The 19,948-nt window shown below is 72.0% G+C and carries 18 protein-coding genes and 1 tRNA gene; 15 read left to right on the top strand and 4 right to left on the bottom strand.

From position 1 onward, the window contains the following. The first annotated feature begins 61 nt into the window (after nucleotides 1-61). The 7 genes from galU to ACFYM0_RS08255 all read left to right on the top strand — a co-directional run bounded on the left by galU (nucleotide 62) and on the right by ACFYM0_RS08255 (nucleotide 5,437). Nucleotides 62-964, top strand: a complete 903-nt coding sequence (gene galU, locus ACFYM0_RS08285) for a UTP--glucose-1-phosphate uridylyltransferase GalU (protein ID WP_388498020.1) — start codon at nucleotides 62-64, stop codon at nucleotides 962-964. 4 nt (nucleotides 965-968) lie between these two features. Then, the gene (gene glp / locus ACFYM0_RS08280; protein WP_388498017.1) at nucleotides 969-2,315 is read left to right on the top strand and encodes a gephyrin-like molybdotransferase Glp; all 1,347 of its coding nucleotides are present in this window, start codon (nucleotides 969-971) and stop codon (nucleotides 2,313-2,315) included. 73 nt (nucleotides 2,316-2,388) lie between these two features. Continuing rightward, on the top strand, nucleotides 2,389-2,892 hold the full coding sequence (gene moaC, locus ACFYM0_RS08275; protein WP_243335354.1) for a cyclic pyranopterin monophosphate synthase MoaC: 504 nt from the start codon (nucleotides 2,389-2,391) through the stop codon (nucleotides 2,890-2,892). 56 nt (nucleotides 2,893-2,948) lie between these two features. Beyond that, nucleotides 2,949-3,473, top strand: a complete 525-nt coding sequence (locus tag ACFYM0_RS08270; RefSeq protein ID WP_388498509.1) for a molybdenum cofactor biosynthesis protein B — start codon at nucleotides 2,949-2,951, stop codon at nucleotides 3,471-3,473. 17 nt (nucleotides 3,474-3,490) lie between these two features. Beyond that, nucleotides 3,491-4,111, top strand: coding sequence for a GNAT family N-acetyltransferase (locus ACFYM0_RS08265; RefSeq protein WP_388498015.1), 621 nt, complete (start codon nucleotides 3,491-3,493; stop codon nucleotides 4,109-4,111). A gap of 157 nt (nucleotides 4,112-4,268) precedes the next feature. Then, a complete protein-coding gene (locus tag ACFYM0_RS08260) occupies nucleotides 4,269-5,285 on the top strand; it encodes a hypothetical protein (protein WP_388498012.1) in 1,017 nt (338 codons plus the stop codon). A 78-nt stretch (nucleotides 5,286-5,363) separates the two neighbouring features. Next, nucleotides 5,364-5,437: transfer RNA gene (locus ACFYM0_RS08255), tRNA-Ala, on the top strand. 152 nt (nucleotides 5,438-5,589) lie between these two features. Here ACFYM0_RS08255 and ACFYM0_RS08250 read toward each other — a convergent pair. After that, nucleotides 5,590-6,090: a GNAT family N-acetyltransferase gene (locus ACFYM0_RS08250; protein WP_388498010.1), complete on the bottom strand. Its 501-nt coding sequence runs from the start codon at nucleotides 6,088-6,090 to the stop codon at nucleotides 5,590-5,592. Nucleotides 6,091-6,128: 38 nt separating this feature from the next. Between ACFYM0_RS08250 and ACFYM0_RS08245 the strand changes: the two genes are divergently transcribed. Beyond that, entirely contained in the window at nucleotides 6,129-6,932 is an 804-nt protein-coding gene (locus ACFYM0_RS08245) for an exodeoxyribonuclease III (RefSeq protein ID WP_388498008.1), read from the top strand. Here ACFYM0_RS08245 and ACFYM0_RS08240 read toward each other — a convergent pair. Next, entirely contained in the window at nucleotides 6,914-7,630 is a 717-nt protein-coding gene (locus ACFYM0_RS08240; protein ID WP_388498506.1) for a MerR family transcriptional regulator, read from the bottom strand. The genes ACFYM0_RS08245 and ACFYM0_RS08240 overlap by 19 nt on opposite strands. 181 nt (nucleotides 7,631-7,811) lie before the next feature. Between ACFYM0_RS08240 and ACFYM0_RS08235 the strand changes: the two genes are divergently transcribed. The 4 genes from ACFYM0_RS08235 (at nucleotide 7,812) to ACFYM0_RS08220 (ending at nucleotide 11,541) form a co-directional block, all read left to right on the top strand. Beyond that, nucleotides 7,812-9,380, top strand: a complete 1,569-nt coding sequence (locus tag ACFYM0_RS08235) for a flavin-containing monooxygenase (RefSeq protein WP_388498005.1) — start codon at nucleotides 7,812-7,814, stop codon at nucleotides 9,378-9,380. After that, nucleotides 9,377-10,423, top strand: coding sequence for an alpha/beta fold hydrolase (locus ACFYM0_RS08230; RefSeq protein WP_388498001.1), 1,047 nt, complete (start codon nucleotides 9,377-9,379; stop codon nucleotides 10,421-10,423). The genes ACFYM0_RS08235 and ACFYM0_RS08230 overlap by 4 nt, the downstream gene beginning before the upstream one ends. Beyond that, entirely contained in the window at nucleotides 10,420-11,304 is an 885-nt protein-coding gene (locus ACFYM0_RS08225) for an SDR family oxidoreductase (protein ID WP_388497998.1), read from the top strand. Before ACFYM0_RS08230 ends, ACFYM0_RS08225 begins: the two co-directional genes overlap by 4 nt. Nucleotides 11,305-11,382: 78 nt before the next feature. Further along, nucleotides 11,383-11,541 carry a hypothetical protein gene (locus ACFYM0_RS08220; RefSeq protein WP_388497995.1) on the top strand — a complete coding sequence of 53 codons (159 nt, stop codon included), beginning with the start codon at nucleotides 11,383-11,385 and terminating at the stop codon, nucleotides 11,539-11,541. A 113-nt stretch (nucleotides 11,542-11,654) separates the two neighbouring features. Here ACFYM0_RS08220 and ACFYM0_RS08215 read toward each other — a convergent pair whose 3' ends face one another. Then, on the bottom strand, nucleotides 11,655-14,951 hold the full coding sequence (locus ACFYM0_RS08215; protein ID WP_388497992.1) for a S41 family peptidase: 3,297 nt from the start codon (nucleotides 14,949-14,951) through the stop codon (nucleotides 11,655-11,657). Nucleotides 14,952-15,218: 267 nt separating this feature from the next. Here ACFYM0_RS08215 and ACFYM0_RS08210 point away from each other — a divergent pair, with 267 nt between their 5' ends. Beyond that, nucleotides 15,219-15,794, top strand: coding sequence for a TetR/AcrR family transcriptional regulator (locus ACFYM0_RS08210; RefSeq protein WP_388497989.1), 576 nt, complete (start codon nucleotides 15,219-15,221; stop codon nucleotides 15,792-15,794). A gap of 143 nt (nucleotides 15,795-15,937) precedes the next feature. Further along, nucleotides 15,938-18,145: an MMPL family transporter gene (locus ACFYM0_RS08205; RefSeq protein WP_388497986.1), complete on the top strand. Its 2,208-nt coding sequence runs from the start codon at nucleotides 15,938-15,940 to the stop codon at nucleotides 18,143-18,145. Nucleotides 18,146-18,244: 99 nt separating this feature from the next. Here ACFYM0_RS08205 and ACFYM0_RS08200 read toward each other — a convergent pair whose 3' ends face one another. Further along, on the bottom strand, nucleotides 18,245-18,697 hold the full coding sequence (locus ACFYM0_RS08200) for an SsgA family sporulation/cell division regulator (protein ID WP_388497983.1): 453 nt from the start codon (nucleotides 18,695-18,697) through the stop codon (nucleotides 18,245-18,247). Nucleotides 18,698-18,892: 195 nt separating this feature from the next. Between ACFYM0_RS08200 and ACFYM0_RS08195 the strand changes: the two genes are divergently transcribed. Then, nucleotides 18,893-19,948 (top strand): energy-coupling factor ABC transporter permease, encoded by a 1,056-nt coding sequence (locus ACFYM0_RS08195; protein WP_388497980.1) that lies wholly within the window; start codon nucleotides 18,893-18,895, stop codon nucleotides 19,946-19,948.

The raw sequence follows: 19,948 nt of genomic DNA, 5'->3' as shown, positions 1-19,948 counted from the left end.
ACCCGATCATGTTCATCTGAATCTCACATGGGCCTCATCACGAACCACTATCGTTCCGCCCATGACTCAGTTGCACCCCGTGATCAAAAAGGCTGTCATCCCGGCCGCGGGCCTCGGCACTCGGTTCCTTCCCGCTACCAAGGCGACACCCAAGGAAATGCTTCCGGTGGTGGACAAGCCGGCCATCCAGTACGTCGTCGAGGAGGCCGTGTCGGCCGGCCTCGACGACATTCTCATGATCACGGGTCGTAACAAGCGTGCTCTCGAAGACCACTTCGACCGCAACTACGAGCTGGAGTCGGCGCTCATCGCCAAGGGCGACGACGACAAGCTCAAGAAGGTCCAGGAATCCAGCGACCTGGCCACCATGCACTACGTCCGCCAGGGCGACCCCCGGGGCCTCGGCCACGCCGTGCTGTGCGCCGAACCGCACGTCGGCGACGAACCCTTCGCCGTCCTCCTCGGCGACGACCTCATCGACCCGCGCGACCCGCTGCTGCGCCGGATGACGGAGATCCAGCAGCGGTCCGGCGGCACCGTCGTCGCCCTGATGGAGGTCGACCCCTCCCAGGTGCACCTCTACGGCTGCGCCGCGGTCGAGCCCACCGGCGAGTCGGACGTGGTCCGCATCACCGGTCTCGTGGAGAAGCCCGACGCCGCGGACGCACCCAGCAATTACGCGGTCATCGGACGGTACGTCCTCGATCCGGCGATCTTCGGCATACTGCGTGAGACCGAGCCGGGCCGCGGCGGTGAGATCCAGCTGACCGACGCCCTGCAGAAGCTGGCCGCCGACGAGACCGTCGGAGGCCCGGTGCACGGCGTGGTCTTCCGGGGCCGCCGCTACGACACCGGGGACCGCGGGGACTACCTGCGGGCCATCGTCCGACTCGCGTGCGAGCGTGAGGACCTGGGCCCGGAGTTCCGCACCTGGCTTCACCATTACGTCACGGAGGAGATGTAGGACCTTGAGCAAGCCCGAAGCACCGCGGGACACAGCCGCCCCCCAGCGCCTCTGGTCGGTGGACGAGCACCTGGCGGACGTCCTCGGCACGGTCCGGCCGCTGGAGCCCATCGAGCTCCAGCTGCTGGACGCCCAGGGCTGTGTCCTCGTCGAGGACGTCACGGTTCCCGTGGCCCTGCCGCCCTTCGACAACAGCTCGATGGACGGGTACGCCGTCCGGACCGCCGATGTCCAGGGCGCCAGTGAGGAATTCCCCGCGGTGCTGACGGTCATCGGGGACGTCGCGGCCGGCGACGGCGAGCTGCCGACCGTGGGCCCCGGCCAGGCCGCCCGCATCATGACCGGCGCCCCGCTGCCCCCCGGCGCGGAAGCCGTCGTACCGGTCGAGTGGACCGACGGCGGCACGGGCGGCGGCGCCGCCACGGGAATGACCCCCGCCAGCGAGTCGCCCGAGGGCGCCGCCGGCGAGGTACGGGTCCACCGCTCCGCCGACGCGCGGGCGCACGTCCGCTCCCGCGGCAGCGACGTACAGGCCGGGGACCTCGCGCTCGCCGCGGGCACCGTCCTCGGGCCCCCGCAGATCGCCCTGCTGGCCGCCATCGGGCGGGGCACCGTACGGGTGCGTCCGCGCCCGCGCGTGGTCGTCCTGTCCACCGGCAGCGAACTGGTCCAGCCCGGCGAGGCCCTGACGCCCGGCACGATCTACGACTCCAACAGCTTCGCCCTGGCCGCCGCCGCGCGGGACGCCGGGGCCATCGCCTACCGGGTCGGAGCCGTCGCCGACGACGCCGAGACCCTGCGCTCCACCATCGAGGACCAGCTCATCCGGGCCGACCTGCTGGTCACCACGGGCGGGGTCAGCGTCGGCGCGTACGACGTGGTCAAGGAGGCCCTCACGGCCGTCGCCACCGGGGACGATGACGTGGACGGGACCGGGATCGACTTCCGCAAGCTGGCCATGCAGCCCGGCAAGCCGCAGGGCTTCGGCACCATCGGCCCCGACCACACCCCGCTGCTGGCCCTGCCAGGCAACCCGGTCTCCTCCTACGTCTCCTTCGAGCTGTTCGTGCGCCCCGCGATCCGCGCCCTCATGGGCCTGCCCGCCTCCGAGGTCAGCCGGCCGAGCGTGCGCGCGGTGCTCAAGGCGGACAAGGCGCTCGGCTCCCCGGCGGGCCGCCGGCAGTTCCTGCGCGGCAAGTACGACGCGGAGTCCGGCACGGTCAGCCCGGTCGGCGGATCGGGCTCGCACCTGATCGCCGCGCTGGCGCACGCCGACTCCCTGATGGTCGTACCGGAGGACGTGACGTCGGTGGAGCCGGGGGCCGAGCTGGAAGTGGTCCTGCTCGGCTGAGGTCCCGCGGATGCGGGTAGCGTGTTGCACCACACAGGCCCTTGCGGGGCCCGGACGGGAGCGGCACGCAGATATGAGTACGCAGAGCAGCGCCGGCGGCGCCGCCGGCACCAGGCTGACGCACATCGACGAGGCCGGCGCGGCCCGGATGGTCGACGTCTCGGCGAAGGACGTCACCACCCGGACGGCGCGGGCCAGCGGCCGCGTGCTCGTCTCCCCCCGGGTCATCGAACTGCTGCGGGGCGAGGGCGTACCCAAGGGCGACGCCCTCGCCACCGCGCGGATCGCCGGGATCATGGGGGCGAAGAAGACCCCCGACCTGATCCCGCTGTGCCACCCGCTGGCCGTCTCCGGGGTGAAGGTGGACCTGAAGGTCACCGACGACGCCGTCGAGATCCTCGCCACCGTCAAGACCACCGACCGCACGGGCGTCGAGATGGAGGCGCTGACCGCCGTCGCGGTCGCCGGGCTCACCGTCATCGACATGGTCAAGGCCGTCGACAAGGGCGCGGTCATCACCGACGTGCGGGTCGAGGAGAAGACGGGCGGCAAGTCCGGCGACTGGGCGCGCTCGTGAACGCCCCGCGCGGCGGCGAGGTCCACAGCCACGCCCATGCCCCGGAGGCGCAGCCGGTGACGCCCGCGGCCCCCTCGCTGCGCGCACTGGTCGTCACGGCCTCGAACCGGGCCTCGCAGGGCGTGTACGCGGACAAGGGCGGCCCGGTGCTCGCCGAGGGCCTGAGCGCGCTCGGCTTCGCGGTGGACGGCCCGCGCGTGGTCCCCGACGGGGACCCCGTGGAGGCTGCCCTGCGCGAGGGCGTCGCCGCCGGGTACGACGTCATCCTGACCACGGGCGGCACCGGCATCTCGCCGACCGACCGGACCCCCGACGCCACCGCCCGGGTCCTGGACTACGAGATCCCGGGCATCCCGCAGGCCATCCGGGCCGAGTCCCTGGCGAAGGTGCCCACCGCGGCCCTCTCCCGGGGGCTGGCGGGCGTGGCCGGACACACCCTCATCGTGAACCTGCCCGGTTCCACGGGCGGGGTCCGCGACGGGATCGCGGTCCTGTCCCGCGTCCTGCTGCACGCCGTCGACCAGATCCGCGGCGGCGACCACCCCCGTCCCGGGGGCAGACCGCCGGGGAGCCCGAGCTGAACGGCCCCACCTGGCCGGTGGCGCTGGCGGACGGCGATGTCACCCTCCGGCCGATAAAGCTGCGTGACCAGACCGCCTGGCGCGAGGTCAACCGCCGCAACCGCGACTGGCTCCGGCCGTGGGAGGCCACGATCCCGCCGCCCGCGCCCTGGGGACCGGTGATCCAGCGGCCCACGTACCGCCAGATGGTGCGCCACCTCCGGGCGGAGGCGAACGCGGGGCGCATGCTGCCGTTCGTCATCGAGTACCAGGGCCGCCTGGTGGGCCAGCTGACGGTCGCCGGCATCACCTGGGGCTCGATGTGCGCGGGCCACGTCGGTTACTGGGTGGACCGGGACGTGGCCGGGCGCGGCGTGATGCCGACGGCGGTCGCGCTGGCGGTGGACCACTGCTTCGCGAAGGTCGGGCTGCACCGGATCGAGGTGTGCATCCGGCCGGAGAACGGTCCGAGCCGGCGGGTGGTGGAGAAGCTCGGCTTCCGCGAGGAGGGACTGCGCCCGCGGTACCTGCACATCGACGGGGCCTGGCGCGATCACCTCGTGTACGCGCTGACGGCGGAGGAAGTGCGCGAGGGGCTGCTGCGCCGCTGGCACCGCGCCCGTCATCCGCAGGGTCCCGCACAGTCGGCCGAACAATAGAAATCCGATATCTGTTCGAATTTCTTCGCTCAATGACCGATTCGCCCATAACCTGATCCGAAGAATCACAAAAAAAGTCCGTGATATCAGCGAGATCGTGCGACACGCCGTCCCAATTGGCGGATCCGCCCGGCCGCGCCCCTCTACGGTGTGGGGTGTGAGCAGCAGCGGCCTCATCTACGCAGTCATTGTCGGGGCCTGGGCCGCCTACTTGGTGCCCATGTGGCTCCGGAGGCAGGACGAGCTGAACGAAGCCCGTCCGACGGAACGCTTCTCCACCGCCATCCGGCTGCTTTCCGGCCGGGCGGGAATGGAGCGCCGTTACGCCAAGGGGCTGCGTGAGCGCGGTGACGAGGAGGCGCAGCCCCAGCCCCCCGCGGACCCGGACGCCGCGACGGAAACGGTGAAACCCGTGGACGCCGCCGACGCCCGGGCTGTCGTCGTGCCCCCGCCGACCCGGGCCGAGCCGAGATCGGCCGCCTCCCAGCGGGCCGACCGCGTGGAACGGGCCCGCCGCGAGCAGCGCCTGGTCGTCCTGGCCCGCCGCAGGCGCACCACCGCGCTGCTCTTCCTGATCTTCACCCTCGGCGCGGTCGCCGCCGCCGTCGGCGGGCTCCAGTACCTGTGGGCCCCGGCCGTCCCCGCCCTGCTGCTGAGCACGTACATCGTGCACCTGCGGGTCCAGGAGCGGCGCCGCTACGAGTTCACGATGGACCGGCGGCGCGCCGAGGCGGCCGCACGCCACCTGCGCGAGAGCCGCCCCCGGCGGCGCCACTCCGACGATGCCGCGGTGGCCGGCTCCGACCCGGACCCCGCGCCACCCGTCTCCCCGCAGGAGGCCGGCCGGCGCGCCCTGGTCGAGCAGACGGACCACGCGGAGTGGGTGGACCAGCAGCGCGAACGCGAGCGCGGCCCCGCCCGGGGTGACAGCTGGGAGCCCGTCCCGGTGCCGCTGCCCACGTACGTGACGGCCCCGGTCGCCCCGCGCGCCACCGGCCCGGCGACCCCGGACCCCTGGAGCGCGGCCCGCTCCAGCACGGCCGAGCCGACCGAACCCCGCCTGCGCGCCCAGCCGTCGGCCCCGTCGCCGCGGACCCGCCCGCGCGACGCGGCCCGTACGCCCCTCTTCGACCAGTACGAGGGCGACGAGCGACCGCGCGCCGCGAACGAGTGATCGATGACCTGCGCGGACGCTCCCCGATTCCGGTTTTGGAGCACCCGCGAGGGGATGCTAATGTTTCACACGTCGCAAGGGCCTGTGGCGCAGTCTGGTAGCGCACCTCGTTCGCATCGAGGGGGTCTGGGGTTCAAATCCCCACAGGTCCACAAACGACAGTTCACGGGTTGCTCCCGAGAACGTCACGAGATCCCGTCCGGTCGGAAGACCGGGCGGGATCTTTTGCGTTGGGGGCCGGAGCGGAGCCGAGTGGATCGAGTCGGGCGCGGGCTCGTTGCGGCCGCGCCCGACTCGGGCCGGGTCACGCCGGGTTCAGCGGCTTCGTCATGCAGCGGCTGTTGTCGTGGAAGCGGTAGTGACCGAACTTGGCTTCCGTCATGGTGTAGCCCTCGGAGAGGTAGAGGGCGATGGCCTCCGGCTGCTGGTCGCCGGTCTCCAGGGCCATGCGCAGCCGGCCGGCCGCGCGGGCGTCCGCTTCGAGGGCGGCGAGGATGCGGCGGGCCAGGCCCAGGCCGCGAGCCTCGGGGACCACGTACATGCGCTTCAGCTCGGCGTCGCCGTCGGCGTAGCCCTCGTCGTTCGCCTCGTGGCTGCGCCAGCCGCCGCTGGCGATCGGGGTGCCCGACGCGTCGTAGGCGAGGAGGTAGAGGCCCCGGGGCGGATCGAACATCGCCGGGTCGAGGAAGGTGACGTCGCCCTCGCCGTCATAGCGCTTCTCGTATTCGATCTGTACTTGGTCGTTGAGCTTGACCGCGTCCGGGTGGTCGTACGACACGGCGCGGAGCTGGATCTCCTGAGACATCCGAACAGGGTACGGAACGCTCCGGCTATCGTGCAGGGATGTTCTCTGTGACCTCCGTGAATGTGAATGGAATCCGCGCTGCCGCCAAGAAGGGGTTCTCCCCGTGGCTCGCCGGGTCCGATGCCGACGTCGTCTGCCTGCAGGAAGTACGGGCCGAGGAGGGGCAGATTCCGGACGAGGTGCGGGCGCCCGAGGGGTGGCACACCGTGTTCGCGCCGGCCGCCGCCAAGGGGCGGGCCGGGGTCGCGGTCTACTCGCGGCGGGAGCCGGAGCGGGTGCAGGTCGGATTCGGGAGCGAAGAGTTCGACGGCAGCGGGCGGTACCTGGAGATCGACCTGCCCGGTGTGACCGTCGCCAGCCTCTACCTGCCCTCCGGGGAGGCCGGGACCGAGAAGCAGGACGAGAAGTACCGGTTCATGGGGGAGTTCCTCGGCTATCTGAAGGAGCTCAAGGCGCGGGCCGCGGCGGACGGCCGTGAGGTCGTCGTCTGCGGTGACTGGAACATCTGCCACCAGGAAGCCGACCTGAAGAACTGGAAGACCAACCGGAAGAACGCCGGCTTCCTGCCCGAGGAGCGCGAATGGCTCGGGCAGGTCTACGGCACCGCCGGGTACGTGGACGTGGTGCGGAGCCTGCACCCGGACACCGAGGGGCCGTACTCCTGGTGGTCCTACCGCGGGCGGGCCTTCGACAACGACGCGGGCTGGCGCATCGATCTGCAGGTGGCGACGCCGGGGCTGGCGGCCAGGGCCGTCAAGGCGTTCGTGGAGCGGGCCGAGACGCACCCGGAGCGGTGGTCGGACCACGCGCCGGTGACCGTGGTCTACGAGCTCGGCGTCTGAGGCGGCGAAGGCCGGGAGGGGCCCGGCGTCGGCGGGCGCAGGCGCTCCATGGCCATCGTGAGTTCCGCCTCGACCACGCTCTTGGCCAGGGGGCGCAGGCGCGGGACCGCTTCCTGCGAGATGTGCGTGGAGATGAGGTCCGCGAACAGGGCCGCCATCGCGTCCGCGTGCTCGCGGACCCGGCGGCCCGCCTCCAGGACGGCCGAGAGCGGTACCCCCTCGCGGACCAGGGCCGAGGAGACGTCCAGGAGCCGGCGGCTGACGTGGACGATCTCCTCGCCGTCGGTGGCGAGGTAGCCGAGGTCGAGCGAGGCCGCCAGGTTCTCCGGGGTGACCTCGCCCTCGAAGTAGTCGGCGAGGGCCTCGGGCGTCAGGCGGACCGGGGTCTCCTCGGACCAGCCGATGCCGAGCAGCTCACCCAGCTGGCCGACGTCGCGGCCGTTTTCGAAGGCGACGGTCAGCTCGGCTATCCCGCCGAGGGTGTGGCCGCGCTCCAGCAGGGCGGCGATGGTGCGCAGCCGGGCCAGGTGGTGGTCGTCGTACCAGGCGATGCGGCCCTCGCGGCGGGGCGGCGGCAGGAGCTTGCGCTCGCGGTAGAAGCGCAGGGTGCGTACGGGTATGCCGGCGGCCTCGGCCAGCTCTTCCGTGCGGTATTCGCGCACTGTGGTCCTTGCTTCGGTGGCTTCGGCGGCCTGGATGGGGCGCGCTGCGTCCTGTGTCGCATTGTGCGGCACGTGCGCAGCCTAGGGCGTACTCCCGGTAACTTTCCCGGCGCGACCCCTACCCATGAGTACGGGGCTGCTCTACTCTCCCGATTGTGCCAGTGATTGCTGGCAGCATCCGAATGGGCGTTGGCATCGGCATCCGAAGGTGGCTGGCATGGGCGGTGGCATGGACGGGCGCGAGCAGGAACGCGAACACGTACGCGTGGCGGTGATCGGGTCCGGGTTCGGCGGGCTGGGCGCCGCGGTGCGGCTGCGGCGCGAGGGGATCACGGACTTCGTCGTGCTGGAGCGCGCGGACTCCGTCGGCGGCACGTGGCGGGACAACAATTACCCCGGGTGCGCCTGCGACGTGCCCTCGCATCTGTATTCGTTCTCCTTCGCCCCCAATCCCGACTGGCCCCGCACCTTCTCCGGGCAGCCCGCGATCAGGGAGTACCTGGAGCACGTGGCCGACACCTTCGGGCTGCGCCGCCACATCCGGCTGAACCACGAGGTCCGGATGGCACGGTGGGACGCGGACGGGATGCGCTGGGAGATCGAGACCTCGGGCGGGGACCTCACCGCCGACGTGGTCGTCTCCGCCACCGGGCCGCTGTCGGACCCGAAGATGCCCGAGATACCCGGACTGGCCGGCTTCCCCGGCAAGGTGTTCCACTCGGCCCGCTGGGACCACGACTACGACCTGCGCGGCAAGCGCGTCGCCATGATCGGTACGGGCGCCTCCGCCATCCAGATCGTGCCCGCCATCGCGCCCGAGGTGGAGCGGCTCACGCTCTTCCAGCGCACCCCGCCGTGGGTCATGCCGCGCACCGACCGGGCGATCACCTCGGTGGAGCGCTGGCTGCACCGCCAGCTCCCCTTCACCCGGGCGGCCCGCCGCGGGCTGCTGTGGGGGATACGCGAACTCCAGGTCAGCGCCTTCACCAAGCGGCCCAACCAGCTCGGGCTGGTCGAGTCCCTCGCCAAGGCGAACATGGCGCGCTCGATCAAGGACCCGGAGCTGCGGGCCAAGCTGACGCCCTCGTACCGCATCGGCTGCAAGCGGATCCTGCTGTCGAGCGAGTACTACCCGGCGCTCGCCCGGCCCAACGTGGACCTGGTGGCCTCCGGGCTGAAGGAGATCCGGGGCTCGGTGCTGGTCGCGGCCGACGGGACCGAGACCGAGGCCGACGCGATCGTCTTCGGCACCGGCTTCCACGTCACCGACATGCCGATCGCCGACCGGGTGGTGGGCGTGGACGGAAAGACCCTCGCGGAGGTCTGGAAGGACGGGATGCAGTCGCTGCGCGGGGCCACCGCGGCGGGCTTCCCGAACTGGATGACGATCATCGGGCCGAACACCGGGCTCGGGAACAGCTCGATGATCCTGATGATCGAGTCGCAGCTGAACTACATGGCGGACTACATGCGCCAGCTCGCCCTCCTCGGTGGACGCGGTCCGGGCGGCAAGGTCGCCCTCGCCGCGCGGCCGTCCGCGGTCAACGCCTGGAACCGGCAGGTCCAGACCCGCATGGAGCGGACCGTGTGGAACACCGGCGGCTGCACCAGCTGGTACCTGGACGCGCAGGGCCGCAACACCACGGTCTGGCCCGGCACCACCGGGGAGTTCCGCCGGGAGACCCTGGGCGTGGACCTGGGCGAGTACGAGGTCGTACGGGTCCGCGAGCGCGAACGGGTCCCGGTGGCCGGTGCGGCCGAAGCGGTGCAGGAGGAGGCCGCGTGAGCCGCCTGACGCACGTGACCGCGGGCCCCTACGCCCCGCCGGCCGCCCGCCGGGAGCTGGTCGCCACCTCCGCCGACGGTGCGCGCCTGCACGTCGAGGTGCACGGCGAGGACGGAGCCCCGGCCGTCGTGCTCGCGCACGGCTGGACCTGTTCCACCGCCTTCTGGGCCGCGCAGATACGGGCCCTGTCCACCGGACACCGGGTCATCGCCTACGACCAGCGGGGCCACGGCCGCAGCCCCGCCGGCTCCCTCTCCGGCTACGGCACCGCCGCCCTGGCCGACGACTTGGTCGCCGTCCTGGAGGCCACCCTCGCACCCGGCGAGAAGGCCGTCATCGCGGGCCACTCCATGGGCGGGATGACGGTCATGGCCGCCGCCGCCCGGCCGGAGTTCGCCGAGCACGCCGCGGCCGTGCTGCTGTGCAGCACCGGCAGCGGCCGGCTGGTCGAGGAGTCGCAGGTCCTGCCGTGGCGCGCCGGCCGCGCGAGGACCCGTATCACCGGGGCGGTCCTGGGATCCCGGGCCCCGCTCGGACCCGTCACCCCCGTCGCCCGCAAGGTACTGAAGTACGCCACGATGGGCCCCGGCTCCGCGCCCGGGAAGGTCGAGGCCTGCGCGCGCATCGTCCACGCCTGCCCCACCCGGGTGCGGCACGCCTGGTCCGGTGTGCTGGCCGCACTGGACCTGGACGCGCAGCTGGCGTCGCTCACCGCGCCGACCGCCGTCCTCGGCGGCAAGAGCGACCGGCTGACACCGATCGTGCACGCCCGGGGGCTGGCCGCCGCGCTGCCGAACTGCGTGGGGCTCACCGAACTGACCGGGGTGGGGCACATGAGCCCGATCGAGGCCCCGGAGGCCGTCACCGCCGCCGTGCGCGAGCTGGCCGGGGTGTACCTCGCCGCGGGCGCCGCCGCCGACACCGCCCCTGCCGCCGCCGACACCGCCCCTGCCGCCCCCGTCGCCGCCGCGGTCCCTGCCGCCGCCGCCCCTGCCGCCCCGAAGTCCCCGAACCTCAAGCCCGCCAAGGAGAAGACGCCGTGAGTGCTCGCAGGAGTCTGGAAGGCCAGGTCGCCGTCGTCACGGGGGCCGCGCGCGGGGTCGGCGAACTGCTCGCCCGCAAACTGTCCGCACGCGGCGCGAAGGTGGCCCTCGTGGGTCTGGAGCCCGAAGCCCTCAAGGAGGTCTCCGAGCGGCTCCACACCGACAGCGACCACTGGTACGCCGACGTCACCGACCACGAGGCCATGGCCCGGGTCGCGCAGGAGGTCAAGCAGCGCTTCGGCAAGGTGGACATAGTCGTCGCCAACGCCGGCGTCGCCTCCGGCGGGCCCTTCGTCGACTCCGACCCGGACGCCTGGCGCCGGGTCATCGAAGTCAACCTCATCGGCGGCGCCGTCACCGCCCGCGCCTTCCTGCCGGTGCTGATGGAGAGCCGCGGCTACTTCCTGCAGATCGCCTCCCTCGCGGCGATCACCCCGGCGCCGATGATGACCGCCTACTGCGCCTCCAAGTCCGGGGTCGAGGCCTTCGCGCACTGCCTGAGCGCCGAGGTCGGCTACAAGGGGGTCAAGGTGGGCGTCGGCTACCTGTCCTGGACCGACACCGACATGGTGCGCGGCGCCGACCAGGACGAGGTCATGCGCGAACTGCGCCAGCGGCTGCCGTGGCCGTCGAACCGGACGTACCCGCTGGGGCCGGCCGTCGACCGGATCGTGGCGGGCATCGAGCGGCGCTCGGCGCACGTGTACGCGCAGTGGTGGCTGCGCGGCATGCAGGGGATCCGCGGGTACCTGCCCGCGGTCATCTCGACCGTCGGACAGCGTGAGATGAAGCGCTTCGAACCGCGACTGGCCGGTGTGTCCAAGGGACTTGTGGGGGCAGGCGGGGCCGCGGACGAGCAGGAGCGCAGCCCGAGCCGCTGATCGGAATGCGAGGAATGTCCGCCTGGGCGAGACTGGTCGGGTTCCCCTTACCGAACACCGTTACAGGAGTGAGGACACATGGGCATCAGGGACCAGTTCCAGGACAAGGCCAAGGAACTCGCGGAGCGGGCGAAGGCCTCCGGCAAGCAGGACGAGGTGTCCGAGCGCGCCTCGCAGGCCGCCGACCAGGCCAAGGATAGGGCCCGTGACACGTTCGACGAGAATTTCGACAAGTAGCGGCAGGCAGTAATACGCAGTACCACGCAGGACCTCGTTCGCGCCGAGGGGTGCGACCCGCCGTTCCGGGTCGCACCCCTTTCGCATGCCCTACGGTCGTCCGCCCCGAGGAGTCATCCCCGCGGCGGCAGCTTCGGGCGGCGCCGGTCCGGTACGTCCGTGTAGCCGGGCGGTACCGCGGCCGGGTCCTGTTCCAGCAGCTCCAGTGCCAGGTGCACGGCGTCGTCGAGCTGCGCGTGCCGTCCCTCCGCCCAGTCGAGCGGGGTGCGCAGGATCGGCAGGTCGGGCTCCACGCCCTGGTTCTCCACGGACCAGCCGTACTCGGGGAACCAGGCGGCGTTCATCGGCACCGTGATCACCGTGCCGTCGCCCAGGGTGTGCCGGCCGGTCATGCCGACCACCCCGCCCCAGGTGCGCTGGCCGACGACCGGGCCGAGCCCCAGCAGCTTGAAGGCGGCCGTGATCATGTCCCCGTCGGAGGAGGTCGCCTCGTCGGCGAGGGCCACGATCGGGCCCCGGGGCGCGTTGGAGGCGTAGGAGACGGGCTGCGCGTTGCGGGTCAGGTCCCAGCCGAGGATCGAGCGGGTCAGCTTCTCCACCACCAGCTCGCTGATGTGCCCGCCGGCGTTGCCGCGTACGTCCACGAGCAGGGCCGGCTTGGACATCTCGGCGCGCAGGTCGCGGTTGAACTGCGCCCAGCCCGAGCCGCCCATGTCGGGGATGTGCAGGTAGCCGCACCGGCCGCCGCTGATCTCCCGGACCACCGCACGGCGTTTGGCCACCCAGTCCTGGTAGCGCAGCGGCCGTTCGTCGATCAGCGGGACGACCGCGACCCGGCGCGAGCGGCCCTGACCCTCGGCGGGCTCGAAGGTGAGCTCCACGGTGGTGCCGCCGGCCGCCGACAGCAGCGGGTACGGCCCGGTGACCGGGTCCACCGGCCGGCCGTCCACATGGGTGAGGACCGCGCCCTCGCGGATGCCGGTGCCCGCGAGCGGGGAGCGGGCCTTGGAGTCGGAGGACTCGCCGGGCAGGATCCGGCCGACGACCCAGGCCCCGTCGCGGGGGAAGAGGTTGGCGCCGAGCAGGCCGATGGCCCGCTGGTAGTGCGGGGGGCCCTCGTTGCGGCGGGCCGGGGACACGTACGCGTGCGAGGTGCCGAGCTCGCCGAGGACCTCGCGCATCAGGTCGGCGAACTCGTCGGGGGAGGCGACCCGTTCGACGAGGGAGCGGTACTGGCGCAGCACCCCGTCCCAGTCGATGCCGCACATCCCGGGCTCCCAGAAGTAGGCACGGATGAGCCGCCCGGCCTCCTCGAAGGCCTGGCGCCACTCGGCCGCCGGGTCCACCTCGTGCAGGATGCGCCGCAGGTCCAGGTAGACGGTCGAGTCGGTGTCGCCGGACTCGGTCGCCGGGACGGCGCGCAGGTCGCCGTCGTCGTTGACCACGAGCCGGGTGCCGTCGCCACTGACGGCGAACCAGTCCAGCCCGGAGGCCAGCTCCGTCTTGCGGGCCTTCGTGAGGTCGAAGTACTCCAGCGTGGGCTTGCCGCTGGTGTCGGCCGGATTGGCGAAGGTCTCGCCGAGCGCGCCCGAGATCGGCCAGCGCAGCCAGACCAGCCCGCCACCGCTCACCGGGTACAGGGCCGAGTACTTGGAGGCCGACACCGGGAAGGGCGTCACCCGGCTCTCCAGGCCCTCCATCTCCACGGTGACCGCGCCGTCGCCGGACTCCGAGTCCCCCTCGACCGGGTCGAGTCCGCCCGCCGCCGGGCGCCCGTCGGGGGAGAAGGCGAAGGGGGAGGGCGTGGCCGAGGACAGCGGCACCAGGTACGGGCGGCAGCCCAGCGGGAAGGACAGGTCGCCGGTGTGGACGTCGTAGACGGGGTCGAAACCGCGCCAGGACAGGAAGGCGAGGTAGCGCCCGTCCCGGGTGAAGACCGGATTCTCGTCCTCGAAGCGGCCGTTGGTGACGTCCACGACCGTGTGCGCGCCTGGTCCGGAGATCCGGGCCATCTTGATCTGGCGCAGCGAGCGGCCGATGCCCGGGTGCGACCAGGTCAGCCAGCAGCCGTCGGGGGAGAAGGCGAGGTCGGTGACGGGACCGTTGTCCGAGCGGATCAGCTCGCTGGCCTCGCCGTTGGACTCCTCGGTGGCGTCGATCAGCAGCAGCCGGCCGTCGTTGGAGGCGATCGCGAGCCGCTCGCCGTCCGGATCGGAGAGCAGCTCCAGTACGCGGCCCAGCGCGCCGGAGGCGAGCCGGCGCGGCTCGCGGTCGCCCGAGGCGCGGGGGAGGTAGGCGATCTCGATCGCGTCCTCGCCCTCCGCGTCCGTCACGTACGCCACCTGCCCGCCGCTGCCGAGCATCTCGGGCAGGCGGACCCGTACGCCCGGGGTGTCGGCGATGGTGCGGGCGGGTCCGTCGCGGTGCGTGAGCCAGTACAGGCTGCCGCGCACGACGACGGCGCTGGCCCGTCCGGTGGCGTCGACGGAGAGGGAGTCGACGTGGCTGGCGGCCGGGACCTGGTAAGTGCGGCGGCCCGCGCGGGGGCCGCCCAGGCGGACCTCCAGCTTGCGCGGGGTGGCGTCCGGGGCGAGCGACTCGATGATCCACAGATCGCCGGCGCACTGGTAGACGATCCGGGTGCCGTCGCTGGAGGCGTGCCGGGCGTAGAACTCCGCGTGGTCGGTGTGCCGGCGCAGGTCCGTGCCGTCGGGCAGGCAGGAGTAGACGTTGCCGATGCCCTCGTGGTCGGAGAGGAAGGCGATCCGGCCGTCCACGAACATCGGCGAGTCCAGGTGGCCGTCGATGTCCTCCAGCAGCCGCTGTCCGTGCAGCCACAGCCGGCCGGTGGCGCCGCCGCGGTAGCGCTTCCAGGCCGCGGGCTCGTGCGGGGGCTTGCCGGTCAGCAGCAGGGTGCGCCGCTCGCCCGGCTCGTCGCCGTCGGGGGCCTCGTCGTGGACGGCGATGTCGGAGACGGGCCCCCAGGGGAGCGGGCCGCCGGGGCTGCCGTCGGTGGGCAGGCTGTAGGCCCAGGCGAAGTGGGAGAAGGGCTGGCCGTGCGAGGAGACGGCCAGGATGTCGCTGCGGCCGTCCTTGTCGGGCGGGGTCCAGCCGCAGACCCGGGTGTCGGTGGCGCCCCAGTAGCTGAGACGGCGCGCCGGGCCGCCCTCGACGGGGGCGAGGTGGATCTCGGGGTCGAGGCTGCGCCAGGTGGTGAACGCGATGTGCTTGCCGTCGGGGGAGAACCGGGGGTGGCCCACCCGGGTCCGGTCGACGGTGATCCGCCAGGCCCGGCCCGCGGGCTCTCCGGGGGGTACCAGGGGCGCCACCCAGAGGTCGTCCTCGGTGGCGAAGCACAGCAGATCGTCGTGGAGATGGGGGAACCGGAGGTACGCCGCGTCGTGACTCACCCCCCAATGCTTTCCGCGCGGAGGGGGGCTGGCAACTCGTACAGGTGATCCAGGGCGCCTCCATGGGGCCTCGATGGGACCACGATGGGATGTCCGTGGGACCTCCCGCGGGGTGGCGGCAGGCGGCCGGGGCGTGACCGACACCACTCCCCGAGCGAAACGGAACGGTTTCGTTTCGCTTGATGCCGGGGTATGGTCTATCCGTACGAAACGGTTTCGTTCGGTTGGGCAGGGTCGGGAGGAGACGCCGGGATGGTCGAAGAGGCGATGTCGCGTCGAAGCCGGATCACCCCCGAGCGGGAAGCCGAACTCCACGGGGCGGTCCTCGACCTCCTGCGCGAGGTCGGCTACGAGGCGCTGACCATGGACGCGGTCGCCGCCCGTACGAAGTCCAGCAAGGCCACCCTCTACCGCCAGTGGGGGAGCAAGCCCGAGCTGGTCGCGAAGGCCCTGCGCTGCACCCAGCCGGTCTCCCTCCGGGAGATCGACACGGGCAGCATCCGCGGGGACTTCGGGGTCATGATCGAGAACTCCGACGACGCCCAGATGGCGAAGGACACCGCGCTGATGCGGGGCCTGACCCACGCGGTGCACGAGAGCCCCGAGCTCCACAAGGCGCTGCGGGACCTGCTGGTCGATCCGGAGATCAACGGTCTGCAAGAGATGCTGCAAAGGGCGGTGGACCGGGGCGAGATCGCCCCGGACTGTCCGGCCCTGGCCTTCGTGCCGCACATGCTCATCGGGGCATTCATCGCCCTTCCGCTCATCGAGGACCGGTCCGTCGACCGGACCTTCCTCGGTGACTTCATCGACGCCGTGGTCTTCCCCGCCCTCGGCGTCTGATCCTGCCCGGCTGCTCACCCGGCAGCCGCCCGCACGCGCTGTCCCCGCGCTCGATACTGCCTCTCCTGACACGCCGCTCTCGTCGTCGGAACGGCATTCCATGCCCTGATCCATCCCACGACCCGAACGGGAGAACCACCGACGTGGCCACCTTCCTTTACCGCCTCGGCAGGGGCGCCTTCCGGCGCCGCCGATTCGTCGCCCTCGTCTGGGTGGCGCTGCTGTTCGTCGCCGGCTTCGGCGCGGCAACGGCGTCCACACCCACCTCAGGCTCGTTCTCCATACCCGGCACGGAGGCCCAGAAGGCCTTCGACCTGCTGGACCAGCGCTTCCCGGGGATGGCCGCCGACGGCGCCACCGCCCGCATCGTGATCAAGGCCCCGGCCGGCGAGAAGGTCGACTCGGAGGCCGTCAAGCCCCAGGTCGAGAAGATCGTCAGTGAGCTGAAGGACGGTCCGGGCAAGGACCAGATCTCCTCGGTCACCAGCCCGTACGAGGCCAAGGCCGTCAGCCAGGACGGCTCCACCGCCTACGTGAGCGTCAAGTACAAGGTCAGCGGCATGGAGCTGACGGACGCCACCCGCGAGGCCCTGACGGAGTCCGCCACGGCCGCCAAGGCCGACGGACTGAACGTCCAGATCGGCGGTGACGCCCTGCAGGCCGCCCCCGAGACGGGCTCCGGCGAGATCATCGGCATCGCGATCGCCGCGATCGTCCTCGTCATCACCTTCGGCTCGCTCATCGCCGCGGGACTGCCGCTGCTCACCGCGCTGATCGGCGTGGGCATCGGCATCTCCTCCATCACCGCGCTCGCCAACGTGCTGGACCTCGGCTCCACCACCTCCACCCTCGCGATGATGATCGGCCTCGCGGTCGGCATCGACTACGCCCTCTTCATCGTCTCCCGCTACCGCGCGGAGCTCGCCGAGGGCCGTGAGCGCGACGAGGCCGCCGGCCGGGCCGTGGGAACCGCCGGTTCCGCCGTGGTGTTCGCCGGTCTGACCGTGGTCATCGCCCTCGTGGGCCTGGCCGTCGTCAACATCCCGATGCTCAGCAAGATGGGCTTCGCCGCCGCCGGCACCGTGGTGCTCGCGGTCCTCGTCGCCCTGACGCTGGTCCCGGCCATGCTCGGATTCGCCGGCAAGAAGGTGCTGCCCGCCGGTACGAAGTCCCGCTTCCTCGGCAAGGCCAAGCCGGTCGCCGAAGGCGCCGAGCCCAAGCCCAACGGCGGCACCCGCTGGGCCCGCTTCATCCTGCGCCGCCCCGTCATGGTGCTGCTCGCGGGCGTGATCGGCCTCGGCATCATCGCGATCCCGGCGAGCAAGCTGGAGATGGGCCTGCCGGACGACGGCGCCCAGCCGGTGTCCACCACCCAGCGCCAGGCGTACGACATGCTCTCCGAGGGCTTCGGCCCCGGCTTCAACGGCCCGCTGATGGTCGTCGTGGACGGGGACAAGGCGCTCGCCGACCAGACCGTCGAGCGGATCAAGGGTCTGGACGGCGTGGCCGCGGTCATGCCGGCCACCCAGAACGAGGCCAAGGACGCCGCCGTCATCTCGGTCATCCCCAAGGACCGCCCGTCCTCCGTGCAGACCGAGGACCTGGTCCACGAGATCCGCGACGGCAGTGACAGCGGCAAGGTGTTCGTCACCGGTGCGACCGCGATGAACATCGACTTCTCGCAGAAGATGAACGACGCGCTGCTGCCCTACCTGGCACTCGTCGTCGGCCTCGCCTTCCTGCTGCTGATGCTCGTCTTCCGCTCGATCCTGGTCCCGCTCAAGGCGGCCCTCGGCTTCCTGCTCTCGGTGGTCGCCGCCCTCGGCGCCGTCGTCGCGGTCTTCCAGTGGGGCTGGCTCGGCTCGCTCTTCGGGGTGGAGCAGACCGGCCCGATCATGTCGATGATGCCGATCTTCATGGTCGGCGTGGTCTTCGGTCTGGCCATGGACTACGAGGTCTTCCTGGTCACCCGCATGCGTGAGGCGTACGTCCACGGGGAGCGGCCGGGCCAGGCCGTCGTCACCGGGTTCCAGTACAGCGCCCGGGTGGTCGTCGCCGCGGCCGTCATCATGATCGCGGTGTTCTCCGGCTTCATGGGCGCCAGCGACCAGATGGTGAAGATGATCGGCTTCGGCCTGGCCATCGCCGTCTTCTTCGACGCCTTCGTCGTCCGCATGACCATCGTCCCGGCCGTCCTCGCACTGCTCGGCCACAAGGCCTGGTGGCTGCCGAAGTGGCTCGACCGGATCCTGCCGAACGTGGACGTGGAGGGCGAGAGCCTGCGCAAGCACCTCGGGGAGTCCTCGGACGGTTCCGGTCCCGACAAGGACCGCGAGCTGGCCAACGTCTGACCCGTCGGCCCGCGGTACGCACGCGGAACGGCCCCGCACCGGGAGGTGCGGGGCCGTTCCGCGTGACGGGCCGTCCGGATCGGGCGGGCCCCGCTGGGCCTAACGGGTGGCCACGGGCGCGGGCGCGTACGTACGGCGCAGGAAGCGGCGCAGGGCGGCGATGTCGAACTGGACCACCGCGACGCCCTCCGGGGAGTGGAACTCGACGACGGCCTGGACGCGCCCGCAGGGCCAGACGCGTACGTCGCCGGTCCCGGTCGGGGCCTGAAGGCCGGCCTCCAGGAGGGCGCGGGGGAAGACCCACTCGTTGTCGGTGCCCTCGGGGGAGAGGCCGGCGGGGAAGACGATCCGTACGGCCAGCGGCTCGTCGGGAACGAAGCGCAGGGCCACCGGGATGGCCCGGTAGAGCGGGTCGTCGGTGATCACTCGGGCGCGTACGCGTTCCTCGATGAAGGGGGCCTCGGCGAAGGCGGCCTCGGCGAGGGGGGCCGTGGCGGTCGCGGGCCGGGTCGCGGTGGCACCTGCGGATGGATTCTCGGCGGCGGCTGACATCGACAAGACTCCTCGAATCGGAACATTTGCGTCCGTATTGACCCCAGCCTCGCACATTCCCACGAAACCGCGCGGAGCTATTTGTGTCGCCTCCGCTCTTGCCAACGATTCGCAATTGGGCACTATTCTTGAACGGCTAAAGACTTTGTCAGTTCAACGGACCGCTCGCCGGACCGCAGGAAGCGGAGCAGAACCATGCATGTGCCCGACGGCTTCATCGATGCCCCCGTCTCCATTGCCGCAGGTGTCGCCGCCGCCGGAGCCGTGGCGGTCAGCCTCCGAGGCGCCCGCCGGGAACTCGACGAGCGCACCGCGCCGCTCGCCGGACTCGTCGCCGCCTTCATCTTCGCCGTACAGATGCTCAACTTCCCCGTTGCCGCCGGAACAAGCGGGCACCTGCTGGGAGGCGCGCTCGCGGCCATCCTCGTCGGCCCGTACACGGGTGTGCTGTGCGTGTCCGTGGTCCTGCTCATGCAGGGCCTCCTGTTCGCCGACGGCGGCCTGACCGCCCTCGGCGTCAACATCGTCACCATGGGCGTCGTCACCGTGGTCGTCGCCTACGCCGTCTTCCGCGGGCTGGTCAAGCTGCTGCCCGGCGGCCGCCGCTCGATCACCGTCGCCGCCTTCGCCGGAGCCCTGCTCTCCGTGCCCGCCGCGGCCGCCTTCTTCACCCTCCTCTTCGCCCTCGGCGGCACCACCGACGTCCCGCTGGGCAAGGTCTTCGGGGCCATGGTCGGAGTCCACGTCCTCATCGGCATCGGCGAGGCCGTCATCACCGCCGCCACCGTCGGCGCCGTGATCGCCGTCCGCCCCGACCTCGTCCACGGCGCCCGCGGCCTGTCCGCCCCGCTGAAGCTGCGCGTCGGCGGCGAACTGGTCGACGCCCCCGCGGCCCCGGCCGCCGTGCCCGCCCCGGCCCGCTCCACGAAGCCCGTCTGGATCACCGGGCTGGTCGCCGCGCTGGCCCTGGCCGGCTTCGTCTCCTTCTACGCCTCCTCCAGCCCCGACGGACTGGAGAAGGTCGCCGCCGACAACGGCATCGACCAGAAGGTCACCGAGCACGCGGCCGCCGACTCCCCGCTCGCCGACTACGGCGTCAAGGACGTCTCCGACGCCCGCCTCTCCGGCGGCCTCGCCGGGATCATCGGCGTCGGTGCGACCGTCGCGGTCGGCACCGGCGTGTTCTGGACCGTCCGCCGTCGCCGCAGCACCGACCCGACGGCCGCCTCCACGGCCGTACCGGCCGCCTGA

The organism is Streptomyces sp. NPDC006487 (assembly GCF_042870555.1).
Taxonomy (GTDB): Bacteria; Actinomycetota; Actinomycetes; order Streptomycetales; family Streptomycetaceae; genus Streptomyces.
The sequence above is the reverse complement of the archived record's forward strand: the minus strand, read 5'-3'. Positions and strand labels throughout refer to the sequence as shown.